Genomic DNA, 15377 nt, shown 5'->3' with positions numbered 1-15377 from the left:
GGGCAGGGGGGGGGCGGGCAGGGGCTCGCAGTCCCCCATTTGGTCCCTCATCTCCTCCAACGCTCCTTCCAGACGGCGGAAATTTTCCTCACTGTCCGAGGCGGTACAGATGAATACCACGTGGCCCCCGTCCTCCATCTCCGGATAGACGTCCTGTTGCTCCAGAGCCCGGGCAAAGGCGGGGCCGTCCTTCACCTTGACGGTGAGACGGCAGGGGTCCAGAGGCAGGTCCTCCCCCAGACTGGGGAACTTCTTCCGCAGCTCCGCCACCCGGTCCGCCGCCCGGCGGTACTCCTCCGGGTGGTCCAGCAGCCACTGGCGGGCCAGGTCCAGGGAAGCCATCATGGGGTAGGAGGGGCTGGAGCTGCCGTAGACGGAGGCGGCCCACCGCACCCGGTCCGGGTCCACCCCTCTGGTGAACAGCAGAGCGGACTGGCCCATGGCGGGGAGGGTCTTGTGGGCGGACACCACCACCCCGTCAGCCCCGGCAAAGGCGTCCACACCCAAAAAGGGCAGGTGGGCCCCATGGGCTCCGTCCACAAAAAGTTTTCCACCCCGGGCGTGGATCACCCGGGAAATCCCCTCAATATCCGACAACAAACCGGAATAAGTAGGTGAAGTAATACAAACCGTTTTAATATCCGGGTGGTCCGCCAAAGCTTTTTCCACATCGTACCGGGTAAATGGGCCCGCCAGGTTTTGGCGGTCCAGCCAGGGCCGTTCCAAATAGACGGGCTCCAGGTCCAGCATGGCCAGGGCGTTGTACACCGCCCGGTGGCAGCCCCGGTCCACCAGCACCCGGTCCCCCGGGGAGCAGAAGAGGGTCAGTCCCGTGTGGATGCCCATGGTGGAGCCGCCGGTGAGGAACTGGCAGTGGTCAAAGCCAAAGACCTCCGCCCACAGCCGCTGGGCCGCGTCAAAGGGCTCCCCCGCCTCGTACAGGTTGCCGGTGCCGGGGATCTCCGTCACGTCGATGGAGGCCAATCCCGCCAGCTCCGGGGCGGGCAGATCCGTCCCCTTGTGCCCCGGCATGTGGAACCGGGCGGGGTCCCGGGCGGCGTAGGCCAGCAATACGTCATAAAGAGGGGTGGGCATGGGACACCTCCGAAGATTGAGATGATGGAAAACCGTACAGTTTCCGATCACGTTACATGGTTTTTGAAGGGAATTTCCCTCCGCGGAACAGGTTTCTTTGCCCGCGGCGGAAAAAAACAAACCGCCGCCGGGACTGCTCCAAGGTGAGCGCAGCAAAAATGGATCAAAGACGGCCTTTCACACAACGCATGAAAAACGCGGCGGGAGGATGTTCCTCCCGCCGCGCCCTGTTCACGAAGTATTAGCGCCTCTTATTTCTGACCGGGAGCGTAAGCCACCACGGTACGGCGGTTGGGCTCCACACCGGTGGAGTAGGTGGTGACGTTGGGGTAATCCTGGAGGGCCGTGTGGATCACATGGCGCTCGTAGGCGTTCATAGGCTCCAGAGTCATGTTCTTGCGGTACTTGACCACCTTGCCCGCCACCTTGACGGCCAGGCGCTGGAGGGACTCCTCCCGCTTGGCCCGGTAGCCCTCGGCGTCCACATGGATGCGGACCCGCTTGGACTGGCCGTGGTTGACGGAGTAGTTGGTCAGCTGCTGAATGGCGTCCAGGGTCTCGCCCCGGCGGCCGATGATGGCGCCCAGGCCCTTGCCCTGGAGGATGACCTTGTAGCCGCCCTCGTCGGTGGTAAAGATCTCCGGCTCAGCCTGGACGTCCAGATGCTCCATGAGGCCGGTCAGGAACTGGCCGATCTTCTGGGCCTTCTCGTCGTCGGCTCCGGCGGGGGTCAGAGTGACCGCCTTGGGGGCGGGACGCTGGCTTTCGCCGATGAGCACCTCGTCCCCCTCCTGAAGCTGGGCGGGACGGGACTTTCTGGGCTGCTCCCGGCGCTCGGGCCGGGGCTGGCTCTTCTTGGGAGGCTGCCAGCCGGGCTTGGCGGCCAGAATGGTCTCCTCCTCCACGGGGGCGGCGGGGGCCTCCGGGGCCGCCTCAGCGGGCTTCTCCTCCACCGGACGGGCCTTCTGCTCCACAGGAGCGGCGGGAGCCTTGGGGGCGGGCTTCTGGACGGGCTTGGGCTCCTCCTTGGCAAAGACGTCGATCTTGAACTCGTCGCGGGTCTTGGCCTTGGGTACGCCGTTCTCCTCCTCATAGCTGACCCGCACCTTGGCGGGGTTGCTGCCGAAGCCCAGGAAGCCGGACTTGGCACGCTCGATCACTTCCACGGACACGTCGTCCCGTTCCAGACCCAGCTGGAACAGAGCGGCGGCGATAGCATCCTCTTCAGAGCGTCCAGTGGTTTCGATCCACTTGATCATGGTCAGACACCCTCCTTATTTTCGTCCACTTCCACCTCGATCTGCTCCACTTCCACTTCGACCTCTTCGGTCTCCACAGCGGCAGTCTCGGTCTGGACCGGCTCCTGGGCAGGGGCGGCTTCCGCGGTTTCGGCGGGAGCGGCCTCCACAGGGGCGGCCTCGGCGGGGGTCTGGACGGCGGGGGCGGTCTGCTCCTCCATCTTCTTCTCCTCCGCGGGGGCGGACTTGCTCTTCTTCTTGTTCTTCTTCTGAGCCGCGGCCTCAGCCTCGGCCTGCATCAGCTCGCTGGGGTCGGTATAGGGAGTGACGCCGCCGAACCGGCCGGGGATATAGGCGCGGCCCCGGGCATAGGCGCGGATGCCCTCCCGGCTGTCATCCTTGTTGACGCCCTCCTGGTCGGGTTCCACGTCCTTCTTGGGCGCGTTCTTCTTTTTCTTGCCCTTGTTCTGCTTCTCTTCCTCGAGGCGGCGGGCCCGCTCCAGACGGGCCTCCTCCTTGCGGCGCTTCTCCTCTTCCTTCTCCTCCTGCTCCCGCTTTTCGGCGGCGATGCGGGCGGCCTCATAGTCCTTCTTGAGCATCTTGGCGCAGATGACCTCCTGGATCATGGTGACCACATACTGGGCGATCCAGTACACGCACAGGCCGGCGGGCAGGGTGAAGCCGATCCACAGGGACATCAGGGGCATGGTGTACATCATCATCTTGTTGGTCTTGTCCATCTGCGCGTTCTGGCCCTGCTGGTTGAGCTGGTTGGTGGCCATGGACACCTTCATGGACAGGAAGGAGACCACAGTGGACACCAAGACCATGAGGAACAGGCCCACGGAGTTCCAAGTCACGCCGCCGGCCCAGAATCTCCAATTGGGGATGGTGGACAGGTCCAGGCCCAGGAAGGAAAAGTTCATGACGAACAGCTTGCTATCCCCCACCAGGGCCTGGAGAGAGGCCAGGTTATCCTGGTTGATGAGGGAAGCCAGATACATCTGGTTGTAGGCGCCGTTCTGGAACACGGAAGTGATCTCGCCGGAGGCCATCTTTTCCACCAGACCGGCCATGGTCTTTTCCGCGACCCAGCCGTTGGCCACGGCCACGGTCTGCCAATCCAGAGCGGCCGCGATCTGGGCGATCTGGTCGGTAGTCAGGCTCATGAAGTAGGTCAGCGGCTCACGGATGATGCCGTATAGGGCGATGAGCACCACCATTGGGATCATGGACCACATGCATCCTCCCATGGGGTTGACTTTTTCCTTTTCGTAGAGCTTCTGCACTTCCAGATTATAGCGCTCCCGGTCTTTGCCGTACTGCTTTTGCAGCTGCTGCATCTTGCCGGACAGCATGGTGGTCTGGATCATGCTCTTTTTGCTCTTCAGGGTGACGGGGAACAGGATCAGTTTGACGACGATGCCAAACAGGATCAGAGCAATGCCGTAGTTGTTGAACAGCTCATAGAAGAACAGCAGCAGCCAGGCAAAGGGCTTCAGGATAATACCCACGTTGTTACCTCCACAAATCAAAATGGGGCGGCAGAGCGCCGTGCGTCAGGGGACCGGGTCATACTGGACGGACTTCTGCCGGTGGAACGGGTGGCACCGCAGAATTCTCCGCAGGGCCAGCCAGCCCCCCTTGAACACGCCGTACTTCTCCACCGCCTCCAGCGCATACTGGGAGCAGGTGGGAATAAAGCGGCAGCAGGGGGGGCGCAGGGGGGAAATGTTCGTCTGGTAAAATCGGATCATCCAAAGCAGGACCTGTTTCATGGGACGGCCTCACTTAGGCGGCAGGATCCCCAGCTTTTTCATCAGCTGGAGAAAGCTGCGCTCTAGATCGGCGTACCGGCCGTAGATGGCCCGGGTCCGGGCCACCACCACAATGTCATAGCCCGGCAGGAGCTTGTCCTCGTTGGTGCGGTAAAGCTCCCGGATACGGCGGCGGACGAAGTTGCGCTTGACGGCCTTGCCCAGCTTTACTCCCGTGGTGATGCCCAGCCGGCTGTAAGGCCGGCGGGTCTGGCGGCAGTAGACGGCAAAGTAGGGGGAGACCGCGCTCTTTCCCTTGTTGTACAGGCGGCGGAATTCGTGATTTTGCTTCAAAGCAACGGTATGCTTCATCCGTCTGCCTCCTCGATCCGGGATTTTCGGAAAAATATCCGAATGTGCGTATGGGGCGGGGGAAAAGCTCCCACGCCCCTTCTGCGCGATCTATACCGACTGTGTCCTCTCGTCGTATCTCAACGATCCGATCTTGTCCGAAGCTCTGACGAAGCGAGGGCAACGGCCCTCCCTTTCATCAGTGGGTCAGACGAGCGCGGCCCTTGGCACGGCGGCGGGCCAGCACCTTGCGGCCATTCGCGGTGGCCATACGCTTGCGGAAGCCGTGCTCCTTGGAACGCTGGCGCTTCTTGGGCTGATAGGTACGAAGCATGGGGGACACCTCCTCATCAGATTTCAAGCCGGCTTTCCCGGCCCAACAACAGCCCCTCCGGGCTGCGGTCTGCATCCTTCCGGCCGGTGCTCCGGCCGGTGCCTCCTGGAAAAAGGGCACAAAGCCCCCTTCTCCTTGAGAACGCAATGCTCATTATAGACGATAAAATACCGGGATGTCAACTATCTTTTTCGTCCATTTCTTCAGAATTTTTTCATTTTTTCCGCTGGTTTCAATATCTTGTGTCCGGTTACAAAAAACCACACAATTTATTTGAAAGCATCATACACATTTAAATAAAAAAATAGGGTCAAATCCTTGCGGTGCGGCCCTGTTTTTGGTATAATAAATGGGTGGGAATTCTACTTTTTTCAGGGTTTGATCAAGGTGCCTTTTCCACTTTACTTGTTCAGCAGCAACACGCCTTCTCCCCCGCGGGAGAAGGCGCTTTGAAAGTTTAGACCATGAAGGAGGTTCTGCCATGAACCCTGCCGCCGATATATGGACCAAGCTGGTGGAGCTGATGCAGTCGGAGATGACCGCCACCACCATCCATACCTGGTTCGACGACGTGACCCCCGTGGCTCTGGAGGAGGACCGCTTTGTCCTCTACTCCCCTACCCGCTTCAAGCGGGACATCATCGCCACCCGGTACGTCCACTTCATCCAGAAGGCCCTGTACGAGCTGTTTTCCGCCGATTTCGACGTGATTGTCCTCACCGAGGGGGAGCTGGACAACTACCAGAAGCCTGCCAAGAGCAACTTTCTCCCCGGCACCGAGGATTACACCTTTGAGCGGTTCGTGGTGGGCTCCTCCAATAAGTTCGCCCACGCCGCCGCCCGGGCGGTGGCCGACAACCCGGGACAGAGCTATAACCCCCTGTTCATCTACGGTGAGTCGGGTCTGGGCAAGACCCACCTTTTGTACGCCATTGCCCACACCATCCACGACACCCATCCCGACTACAAGGTGGTCTATATCAAGGGCGACACCTTCACCAACGAGCTGATCCAGGCCATCCGGGAGGGCCGGAACCAGGAGTTCCGGGAGAAGTACCGCGGCGCCGACGTGTTCCTCATGGACGACGTCCAGTTTATCGCCGGCCGGGACTCCACCCAGGAGGAGATGTTCCATACCTTCAACACCCTATACGAGCTGAGAAAACAGATCGTCTTTACCTCCGACCGTCCTCCCAAAGAACTGCTCCGTCTGGACGATCGGCTGAAGACCCGGTTTGAATGGGGCCTGCTGGCCGATATTCAGCCCCCGGACTATGAAACCCGCATGGCCATCATCAAAAACAAGGCCATCCGCATGGGGGTGGAGCTGCCCGAGTTCCTGCTCCAGCTCATCGCCGAGAACATCACCGCCAACGTGCGGCAGATCGAGGGCACCGTCAACAAGATCATGGCCTATCAGGACCTGATGGGAGACACCGTGGACAAGGAGACGGTGGTCCGGGCAGTCAAGGACATGTTCAAGGACAAGTCGGATATCGTTCCCACCGCCGAGGTCATTATCGACGAGGTCTGCAAATATTACAATATAGAACCCGCCATCCTCCGGGGCCAGGGCCGGGCGAAGGACATCTCCCTGGCCCGCCAGATCGCCATGTACCTGATCCGGCGGATGACCAACCTGTCCCTGAAGGAGATCGGCAAGGAGTTCGACGGCCGGGACCATACCACCGTCCTGCACTCCATCGAGCGCATCGAGGACCTGGCCAAGAGCGACCCGGAAAAGAGCGAGGTCATCAAGGACATCACCGCCAATATCAATATCCGGTACGAATAAGAAGCGAAGCGCGGAGGCGTGCGGAGCAGGGGAATAGCGCCGGAGCGCAGGGCGGAGCCCAAGGGAGGCTGAAGGCCGTACTGGGTCCGCCCGGAGTCGGAGAAGCTATTTCCCGTCGCGCAGCCGCCGCAGCGTGACAATGAAAAGCGCTAAGGCGTCGTGAGCAGCGGCATAAGGCCCGAAGCGGATAGGCAAAGCCCAGGGAGGCCGAAGGCCGCACCGGGTTTGCCCGCAGTCGCAGGGGCTTATGACCGCGTCGCGAACAGCCGCAGCGTGACAACGGGAAGCGCGGAGGCGAGCGGAACAGAAGCATAGCGCCGCAGGGTGCTGATGGCCGCCCATGGGTCTGGTCCCTGACGTAGGGGCGGCCCCGTGTGGCCGCCCGCCAACAGCTCCGAATTGCCACCCCCCTTCCCCCCGATTTGGAACACAAACCGCTCCGTTTGCGGTGCCTGGTTTCCCTTTCTCACTTCGGTCCAGGTACACTGTTTACGACGGCTCAATGCTTCTACTTTTCCACACCTGATTGTGGAATGTTCGTGGACTTCTGTGGAAAATTTACCGCTTCCCACAACCCTGTGGAAAACGTCCCGATTTTTTTCACAGACCCTGTGGACCTCTCTTCCCATGTGGCTCTAAGGCTCAGCCCGACTTTCCACATTTTTTCCGCCTACGGCTGTTATTACTAAAAAACAAACCTATCCTCTCCCCACCAAGGGGAGAGAGAGACTGGAGGTATCCTCATGAAATTTTCCTGCGAGAAGGCCCTGCTCTCCGCGGCGGTGGCCGTCACCTCCCGGGCGGTGGCCGCCAAAAGCTCCATTCCCGCCATGGAGGGCATCCTCATCGAGGCGAGGGGCCAGCTGCGCCTGACCGGCTACAATCTGGAGACAGGCATCCAGGCCACCGTCCCCTCGGAGATCACGGAGCAGGGATCTCTGGTCCTGTCCGCCCGCCTCTTTGGCGAGATCGTCCGCAAGATGCCCGACGACATGGTGGTATTTTCCTCCAACGGATATATGGTCAACATCAAGTGCGGCCTCTCCGAATTCAACATCCTGGGCACCGATCCCGAGGAGTTCCCCGAGCTGCCCACTGTGGACCAGGTCAACAGCCTCACGCTGCCCCAGCCGGTGCTGCGCTCCATGATCTCCCAGACCCTCTTTGCCGTCAGCGACAACGAGAGCCGCCCCGTCCACACCGGCTCCCTTTTCGACGTGGCGGGAGACACCCTCACCGTGGTGTCGGTGGATGGCTACCGGCTGGCCCTGCGGCGGGAGCAGGTGGCGGAAAAGAAGGGCGCAGAGGCCTTCTCCTTTGTGGTCCCCGGCTCTGCTCTGGGCGAGGTGGAGAAAATCTGCGCCGGGGAGGACGATATCACCGTCACCCAGGGCGCCCGGCACATCATGTTCCAGACCGGGGAGATCATCCTGGTCTGCCGCCGGCTGGAGGGCGAGTTCCTGCCCTATCAGAACGCCATTCCCCGGAACAACTCCATCAAGGTGGAGTGCGACACCCGGGCTCTGGCCGCGTCCATCGACCGCGTGTCCCTCATTATCAGCGAAAAGCTCAAGTCCCCCCTGCGCTGCGTCTTTGGGGACGGTCTGGTGTCCATCACCACCAAGACCGCCATCGGCGACGCCGCCGACCAGTGCCCCATCCGGGGAGACGGCCAGGGGCTGGAGATCGGCTTCAACAATAAATACCTGATGGACGCTCTGAAATACGCCCCCGCCGATAAGCTGCGGCTGGAGTTTACCTCCGGGGTGGCCCCCTGCGTCATCCTGCCCGCCGAGGGGGAGGAGAAGTTCGTCTATATGGTGCTGCCCGTGCGGCTGAAAGCAAACTAAAATAATAGTTGTGGATACTTTTTCTTTATAAAAAAAGTATCAAAAAGAAATTTTATCGCAAAGCTGCGCTTTGCTTCCACTTTTATTGGAAGAGATGACTGGCAGATCAGTTGGTATAAAGTTCTTTTGATTCTTTTCTTTCAAGAAAAGAATCCACAACGAAACGAGGTTTTTTATGGAATCACATGAGATCAAGATCCATACGGAATTCATCAAGCTCCAGGACCTGCTGAAATTCGCCGGGGCTGTGGAGACGGGCGGCGACGCCAAGCTCATCATTCAGGAGGGGCGGGTGTCCGTCAACGGCGAGGTGTGCACCATGCGGGGCAAAAAAATGCGCCCCGGGGACCGCTGCTCCATCGACAACGAGCTGGAACTGGTGGTCCAATGATCGTCAAGTCGCTGGAGCTGGACTTTTTTCGGAATTATGTCCACCTGGAAGCCGCCTTTGATCCCCGGGTCAATCTGATCTACGGGGACAACGCCCAGGGCAAGACCAACCTGCTGGAGGCCATCGCCTACCTCTCCTCCGCACGGTCCCACCGGGCGCGGTACGACAAAGAGATGATCCAGATGGGTGTGGACTCCGCCTTTCTCAAGGGCGAGGTGGTCAGCCGGGGCCGGGACTTCACCCTGGAGGCCAAGCTCCTCCGGGGCCGGGGACGGCAGCTCTATTCCAACGGGGTGCGGCTCAAGACCGCCGGGGAGCTGGCGGGCATTCTGAACACCGTCCTGTTCTGCCCCGAGGACCTGTACCTCATCCGGGAGGGGGGTGCGGCAAGGCGGAAATTCCTGGACGGGGCCATCTGCCAGCTGCGGCCCCGGTACGCCCAGGCCCTGGCGGAATATAACCGCCTCTATGAGCACAAGACCCGCATTCTGCGGGACTGGCCGGAAAACCCCTCCCTGCTCCAGACTCTGGACGACTTTAATCTGAGAATGGCCCAGACCGGAGCCATTGTCATCCACTACCGGGCCCATTTCGTCAAGCGGCTGAGAGAACACGCCCCCGCCATCCACGCCGACTTTTCCGGCGGCCGGGAGACCATGGAGCTGGGGTACGAGACAGTGTCCACCGTGGACGATCCCCTGAGACCGCCCCGGGAAATATTGCCCATGCTCCTGGATCACCAGGAGTCCCACCGTCAGGCGGAGCTGGACTGCCGCCAGTGCCTGTCCGGACCCCACAAGGACGATCTGACTGTGGACGTCAACGGGGTGTCCGCCAAGACCTACGGCTCCCAGGGGCAGACCCGCACCGCCGCCTTGTCCCTGAAGCTGGCCCAGCGGGAGATATTTCAGGAGGAGACCGGAGAGTGGCCGGTGCTGCTGCTGGACGATGTGCTGTCAGAGTTGGACGGAAAACGGCAATCTTTCGTCCTGAACCGCATACAGGGGGGACAGATCTTCATCACCTGCTGCGAGGAGGAGAAGCTGGAGGGTCTGGAGGGGGGCAAAGCCTTCCATATCCAGGGCGGATGGCTGATATAAAGGGGAGATTCTATGTACCTGCACTTAGGCCAATCCGTTGTGGTCCCCCACAAGGAGATCCTGGGCATTTTCGATTTGGACAACGCCAGCTGGGCCTATAAGACCCGGGAATTTCTGGAACGGGCCGAGGCCGAGGGCCGGGCGGTCTGGCTGGGAGACGACCTGCCCCGGTCCTTCGTGGTGGTGGGCGGAGAGGACCAGCCCCCCACCGTGTACATCTCCCAGCTGTCCTCCTCCACCCTGCTGGGCCGGGTGGAGCGCAATTCCTTTGAGTAAAGGCGGCTATTGCCCGCCTGTTCGACAAAACGCGATCAAGGAGGTCACAATATGGAACCGATCCAATACCTGTGGAAAGACCGCAAGCGTCATTTCGGCCTGCCCCTGTCCTTTACCCGATTCCGGCTCAGCGAGGACCGGCTTTTCTGTGAGAAGGGCTTTTTCAACATCAAATCCGACGAGGTGCTGCTCTACCGGGTGCGGGATCTGCAGCTGAATCTGAAGCTGACCCAGCGCATTTTCGGCGTGGGGACGGTATGCGTGATCTCCTCGGACCAGAGCCTTCCCCATCTGGATCTGGTAAATATCAAGCACCCCAGGCAGGTCAAGGAATTGATCCACCGCAGCGTGGAGCAGGCCAAGGACAAGCGCCGGATGCGGACCATGGAGGTCATGGGCGGCGGGGACACCGACTGCCCCGAGGAAATGGACGCGGCCTCCCTCGACGGTATGGACGACGAGACCCTGTGACCATTCATTTTGCCCCAGGGCAAGGAGAACCGGGCCGGAACGGTTCCGACCCGACTCTGATTGCCTTGGTTTTCGGGGATGCCCCTTGAAGCATCCTCCATTCACCCTTTTGGAGGTACACTATGTCTGAAGAACTGAACGAATTGAACTCCACCCAGGTGGACCATGAATACGGCGGGTCGGAGATCCAGGTCCTGGAGGGTCTGGAGGCCGTCCGCAAGCGCCCGGGCATGTATATCGGCTCCACGTCCGAGTCGGGCCTGCACCACCTGGTGTATGAGATCGTGGATAACTCCATCGACGAGGCGCTGGCCGGCTACTGCACCGACATCACCGTGACCATCAATCCCGGCAACACCATCACCGTCACCGACAACGGCCGCGGCATCCCCGTGGATATTCAGCCCCAGACGGGCAAGCCCGCTCTGGAGGTGGTCTTTACCATCCTCCACGCCGGCGGCAAGTTCGGCGGCGGCGGGTACAAGGTGTCCGGCGGCCTCCACGGCGTGGGCGCCAGCGTGGTTAACGCCCTGTCCGAGTGGCTGGAGGTTCAGGTCCACAAAAACGGCCAGATCTATGAGATGAAGTTCGCCCGGGGCAAGATCACCCAGGAAATGAAGGTGGTGGGCAAGACCAACCGCACCGGCACCACCGTCACCTTCAAGCCCGACCCGGAGATGTTCGACACCCTGGAGTATAACTACGAGACCCTCCACACCCGGATGCGGGAGGAGGCCTTCCTCAACGCCGGCCTGCGCATCCAGACTGTGGACCTCCGTCCTGGCCAGGAAAAAGAGGACGACATGTGCTATGAGGGCGGCATCCGGGAGTTCGTCACCTTCATCAACAAGAACAAGGACCCCCTGCACAACGACGTGATCTACATGTCCGGAGCCAGGGAGGATTCCATGGCCGAGGTGGCCATGCAGTACAACGACGGCTACCAGGAGGTCATGGTCTCCTTTGCCAACAACGTCCACACCCCCGAGGGCGGCATGCACGAGGAGGGCTTCCGCCGCGCCCTCACCACCGTGCTAAACAACTACGGCAAGAAGATCAAGCTGCTCAAGGACGACGACAAGGTCTCCGGCGAGGACTGCCGGGAGGGTCTGACGGTGGTCATCTCCGTCAAGCTCACCGAGGCCCAGTTCGAGGGCCAGACCAAGGCCAAGCTGGGCAACAGCGAGATGCGCACCCTGGTCAACGCCATCGTCTCGGAAAAGCTGGAGGTTTTCCTGGAGGAGAACCCCGCCGTGGGCCGGGCCATTCTGGAGAAGGCCCTCACCGCCAACCGTGCCCGGGAGGCCGCCCGCCGCGCCCGGGAGAACATCCGCCGGAAAAACGCCCTGGAGGGGGCCACCCTCCCCGGCAAGCTGGCCGACTGCTACGAGCGCGACCCCGCCCTGACTGAAATTTACATCGTCGAGGGCGACTCCGCCGGCGGCTCCGCCAAGCAGGGCCGGGACTCCCGGTACCAGGCTATCCTCCCCCTGTGGGGCAAGATGCTCAACGTGGAGAAGGCCCGGGCGGACAAGGTATACGGCAACGACAAGCTCACCCCCGTCATCACTGCCCTGGGCGCCGGCTTGGGAGATGACTTTGACAAGGATAAGCTGCGCTATCATAAAGTGGTCATCATGGCCGATGCCGATGTGGACGGCGCCCACATCCGGACGCTGCTGCTCACCTTCTTCTTCCGCTTCATGCGGCCCCTCATCGACCAGGGCTATGTCTACGCCGCCGTGCCCCCCCTGTATAAGCTGGTCCGGGGCAAGACCACGCGGGTGGCCTTCTCCGATGAGGAGCGCGACGCCATCTCCGCCGAGATGCGGGGCGGCAATCCCAACGTAAAAATCGACATCAGCCGCTTCAAGGGCCTGGGCGAGATGGACCCCCATGAGCTGTGGGAGACCACCATGAACCCCGAGACCCGCACCCTGAAGCGGATCACCATGGCCGACGCCGTCCGGGCGGACGAGATCTTCACCCTTCTTATGGGCGAGAAGGTGGAGCCCCGCCGGGAGTATATCGAGATGAACGCCGGCAGGGCCATGAATCTGGACTACTAAGGAGGGGATGGAAATGGCCAAGAGACCCGAAGAGGAGAGAGATATTTCCTTTCCCAATCAGAAGATCGTAGAGATCAACCTGGAGCACGAGATGGAGAGCGCGTATATCGAGTACGCCATGTCCGTCATCGTGGGCCGTGCCCTGCCTGACGTGCGGGACGGTCTGAAGCCCGTCCACCGCCGCATCCTCTACTCCATGTACGAGAGCGGCCTGACCAGCGACAAGCCCTTTAAAAAGTCGGCCACCTGCGTGGGCGACGTGCTGGGCAAATACCACCCCCACGGCGACCAGTCCGTGTACGACGCCCTGGTCCGTCTGGGCCAGGACTTCTCCATGCGGTACTGCCTGGTGGAGGGCCACGGCAACTTCGGCTCCATCGACGGCGATCCCCCCGCCGCCTACCGTTACACCGAGGCCCGCATGTCCAAGCTGTCCAACGAGATGCTCCGGGATATTGAAAAGGAGACCGTGGACTGGGACCCCAACTTTGACGAGAGCCGGAAGGAGCCCCGGGTCCTCCCCTCCCGCTTCCCCAACCTGCTGGTCAACGGATCCAGCGGCATCGCCGTGGGCATGACCACTAACATCCCCCCCCACAACCTGCGGGAGGTCATTGACGCGGCCATCTGCGTGCTGGACAACGAGCACGCCACCCTGGACGACCTGATGGAGCACATCAAGGGCCCCGACTTCCCCACCCGGGGCATCATCATGGGCCGCAGCGGCATCCGGGCGGCCTACGCCACCGGCAAGGGGCACATCCGGGTCCGCGCCCGTACCGAGATGGAGGAGTTCGGCAATGGCCGCACCCGCATCGTGGTCACCGAGCTGCCCTATCAGGTGAACAAATCCCGCCTGGTGGAAAACATTGCCGACCAGGTAAAGGACAAGCGGCTGGAGGGGATCTCCGGCCTGCGGGACGAGTCCGACGGCAAAAAGGGCATGCGGATCGTCATCGAGCTGAAAAAGGACGCCAATCCCCAGGTGGTGCTCAACCGGCTCTTTGCCCAGACCCAGATGCAGACCACCTTTGCCATCGTCATGCTGGCCCTGGTCAACGACCAGAAGCAGCCTAAGACCCTGTCCCTGCGGCAGATCCTGGACGAGTATATTGCCTTCCAGGAGCAGGTCATCACCCGCCGCACCATCTATGACCGCCGGAAGGCCCAGGAGCGGGCCCACCTGCTGAAGGGCCTACTCATCGCCCAGGACAACATTGACGAGGTCATCCGCATCATCCGCTCCAGCTATGACGACGCCAAGGAGAAGCTGATGGCCCGCTTCGGTCTGGACGACATCCAGGCCCAGGCCATTCTGGACATGCGGCTGAAGGCCCTCCAGGGACTGGACCGGGAAAAGCTGGAGGCCGAGTACGAGGAGCTGCAGAAGAAGATCGCTTACTACGACCAGCTGCTGTCCGACGAGACCATGCTCCGGGGCGTGCTGAAGGACGAGCTGACCGAGATCCGGGACAAATACGGTGACGACCGCAAGACCGAGATCGGCTTTGTGGAGGATGATATCGACATTGAGGACCTGATCGAGGAGGAGCAGTGCGTCTTCACCCTGACCCAGGCGGGCTATATCAAGCGCACCCCCGTCAGCGAATATACCGCCCAGTCCAAGGGTGGCATGGGCAAGAAGGGCATCACCACCCGGGAGGAGGACTGCGTGGCCGACGTGTTCACCGCCTCCACCCACGACTACCTGTTCTTCTTCACCGACACGGGCAAGGTCTACCGGAAGAAGGGCTACCAGATCCCCGAGTCGGGCAAGACCGCTAAGGGCACCAACATCGTCAACATCCTCCAGGTGGAGCAGAACGAGCGGGTCCAGACCATGATCCACACCCGGTCCATCGACAATGAGGACCTGTTTTTGATGATGTTCACTCGGAACGGCACCGTCAAGCGGCTGCCCGTCACGGCGCTGAAGAACATCCGGCAAAACGGCATCCGCGCTCTGACTCTGGACGAGGGGGACCAGCTCATCTCCGTCCGGGAGACCGACGGCAAGCAGAAGATCCTCATCGCCACCCACGACGGCATGGCCGTCTGCTTTGACGAGAACGACGTCCGGCCCATGGGCCGCGAGGCCGTGGGCGTCCGGGGCATCCGCCTCCGGGAGGGGGACTATGTGGTGGGCGCCGCCCGGGCCATCCCCGGCAAGGGAGTCCTCACCATCACCGAGAAGGGCTACGGCAAGCGCACCCCCGTGGAGGAGTACCGGATCACCAACCGCGGCGGCATCGGCATCAAGAACTATATGGTCACCGAAAAGACGGGGAAGATCGTGGGCATCAAGGTAGTGGACGGCTCCGAGGACCTGCTGCTGGTCACCCAGAGCGGCATCCTCATCCGCACCCATGTGGACACCATCAAGGAGACCGCCAACCGGGCCACCCAGGGCGTCATTGTCATGCGCTTCAAGGAGGAGGGCGACCGGGTCATCTCCCTGGCCCTGGCCGACCGGGAGGAAGAAGACGAAGAGGCAGTTGAGCCTGCCGGCGAATAAGGAACGGAACAACTCTATGAGGAAGGATACTATACACAAGAGGAGTATCAAGACCGCTGTAAACAGCGGAAAAAGAGCTTTGGAAAATTTAGTTCGAGGGACCTCTGTAATGCCTTCCCCCCACAGGGGGGAAGG

14 protein-coding genes are annotated in these 15377 nt (G+C 61.3%); 8 read left to right on the top strand and 6 right to left on the bottom strand.

Annotated elements, in window-relative coordinates:
- The 6 genes from I6E39_RS09165 to rpmH form a co-directional block, all read right to left on the bottom strand.
- On the bottom strand, positions 1-1095 hold a 1095-nt coding region (locus tag I6E39_RS09165; protein ID WP_235381291.1), incomplete at its 3' end, for an aminotransferase class I/II-fold pyridoxal phosphate-dependent enzyme.
- Between the two features lie 251 nt (positions 1096-1346).
- The gene (gene jag, locus I6E39_RS09160; protein ID WP_235381290.1) at positions 1347-2354 is read right to left on the bottom strand and encodes an RNA-binding cell elongation regulator Jag/EloR; all 1008 of its coding nucleotides are present in this window, start codon (positions 2352-2354) and stop codon (positions 1347-1349) included.
- A 2-nt stretch (positions 2355-2356) separates the two neighbouring features.
- Positions 2357-3847, bottom strand: coding sequence for a YidC/Oxa1 family membrane protein insertase (locus I6E39_RS09155; protein WP_235381289.1), 1491 nt, complete (start codon positions 3845-3847; stop codon positions 2357-2359).
- Between the two features lie 45 nt (positions 3848-3892).
- Positions 3893-4111, bottom strand: a complete 219-nt coding sequence (yidD, locus tag I6E39_RS09150; RefSeq protein ID WP_235381288.1) for a membrane protein insertion efficiency factor YidD — start codon at positions 4109-4111, stop codon at positions 3893-3895.
- Between the two features lie 9 nt (positions 4112-4120).
- The gene (gene rnpA / locus I6E39_RS09145) at positions 4121-4462 is read right to left on the bottom strand and encodes a ribonuclease P protein component (RefSeq protein WP_235381287.1); all 342 of its coding nucleotides are present in this window, start codon (positions 4460-4462) and stop codon (positions 4121-4123) included.
- Positions 4463-4640: 178 nt separating this feature from the next.
- On the bottom strand, positions 4641-4775 hold the full coding sequence (rpmH, locus tag I6E39_RS09140) for a 50S ribosomal protein L34 (protein ID WP_235381286.1): 135 nt from the start codon (positions 4773-4775) through the stop codon (positions 4641-4643).
- Positions 4776-5256: 481 nt separating this feature from the next.
- Here rpmH and dnaA point away from each other — a divergent pair, with 481 nt between their 5' ends.
- From dnaA to gyrA, 8 genes are all read left to right on the top strand, one after another.
- Entirely contained in the window at positions 5257-6570 is a 1314-nt protein-coding gene (gene dnaA / locus I6E39_RS09135; RefSeq protein ID WP_235381285.1) for a chromosomal replication initiator protein DnaA, read from the top strand.
- A 743-nt stretch (positions 6571-7313) separates the two neighbouring features.
- Positions 7314-8420, top strand: a complete 1107-nt coding sequence (gene dnaN, locus I6E39_RS09130; RefSeq protein WP_235381284.1) for a DNA polymerase III subunit beta — start codon at positions 7314-7316, stop codon at positions 8418-8420.
- Between the two features lie 175 nt (positions 8421-8595).
- A complete protein-coding gene (locus I6E39_RS09125; RefSeq protein ID WP_235381283.1) occupies positions 8596-8811 on the top strand; it encodes an RNA-binding S4 domain-containing protein in 216 nt (71 codons plus the stop codon).
- The gene (gene recF / locus I6E39_RS09120) at positions 8808-9911 is read left to right on the top strand and encodes a DNA replication/repair protein RecF (RefSeq protein WP_235381282.1); all 1104 of its coding nucleotides are present in this window, start codon (positions 8808-8810) and stop codon (positions 9909-9911) included. Before I6E39_RS09125 ends, recF begins: the two co-directional genes overlap by 4 nt.
- Before the next feature lie 12 nt (positions 9912-9923).
- Positions 9924-10187 (top strand): extracellular matrix regulator RemB, encoded by a 264-nt coding sequence (gene remB, locus I6E39_RS09115; RefSeq protein WP_235381281.1) that lies wholly within the window; start codon positions 9924-9926, stop codon positions 10185-10187.
- Between the two features lie 51 nt (positions 10188-10238).
- Positions 10239-10658 (top strand): PH domain-containing protein, encoded by a 420-nt coding sequence (locus I6E39_RS09110; RefSeq protein ID WP_235381280.1) that lies wholly within the window; start codon positions 10239-10241, stop codon positions 10656-10658.
- Positions 10659-10780: 122 nt separating this feature from the next.
- Positions 10781-12727: a DNA topoisomerase (ATP-hydrolyzing) subunit B gene (gene gyrB, locus I6E39_RS09105; protein ID WP_235381279.1), complete on the top strand. Its 1947-nt coding sequence runs from the start codon at positions 10781-10783 to the stop codon at positions 12725-12727.
- A gap of 13 nt (positions 12728-12740) precedes the next feature.
- The gene (gene gyrA, locus I6E39_RS09100; protein WP_235381278.1) at positions 12741-15242 is read left to right on the top strand and encodes a DNA gyrase subunit A; all 2502 of its coding nucleotides are present in this window, start codon (positions 12741-12743) and stop codon (positions 15240-15242) included.
- Positions 15243-15377 lie beyond the last annotated feature (135 nt).

It is taken from the genome of Pseudoflavonifractor phocaeensis, from assembly GCF_021531375.1.
Classification (GTDB): domain Bacteria; phylum Bacillota; class Clostridia; order Oscillospirales; family Oscillospiraceae; genus Lawsonibacter; species Lawsonibacter phocaeensis_B.
Note: the sequence above shows the minus strand (reverse complement) of the source record. Positions and strands in the feature narration are given on the sequence as shown.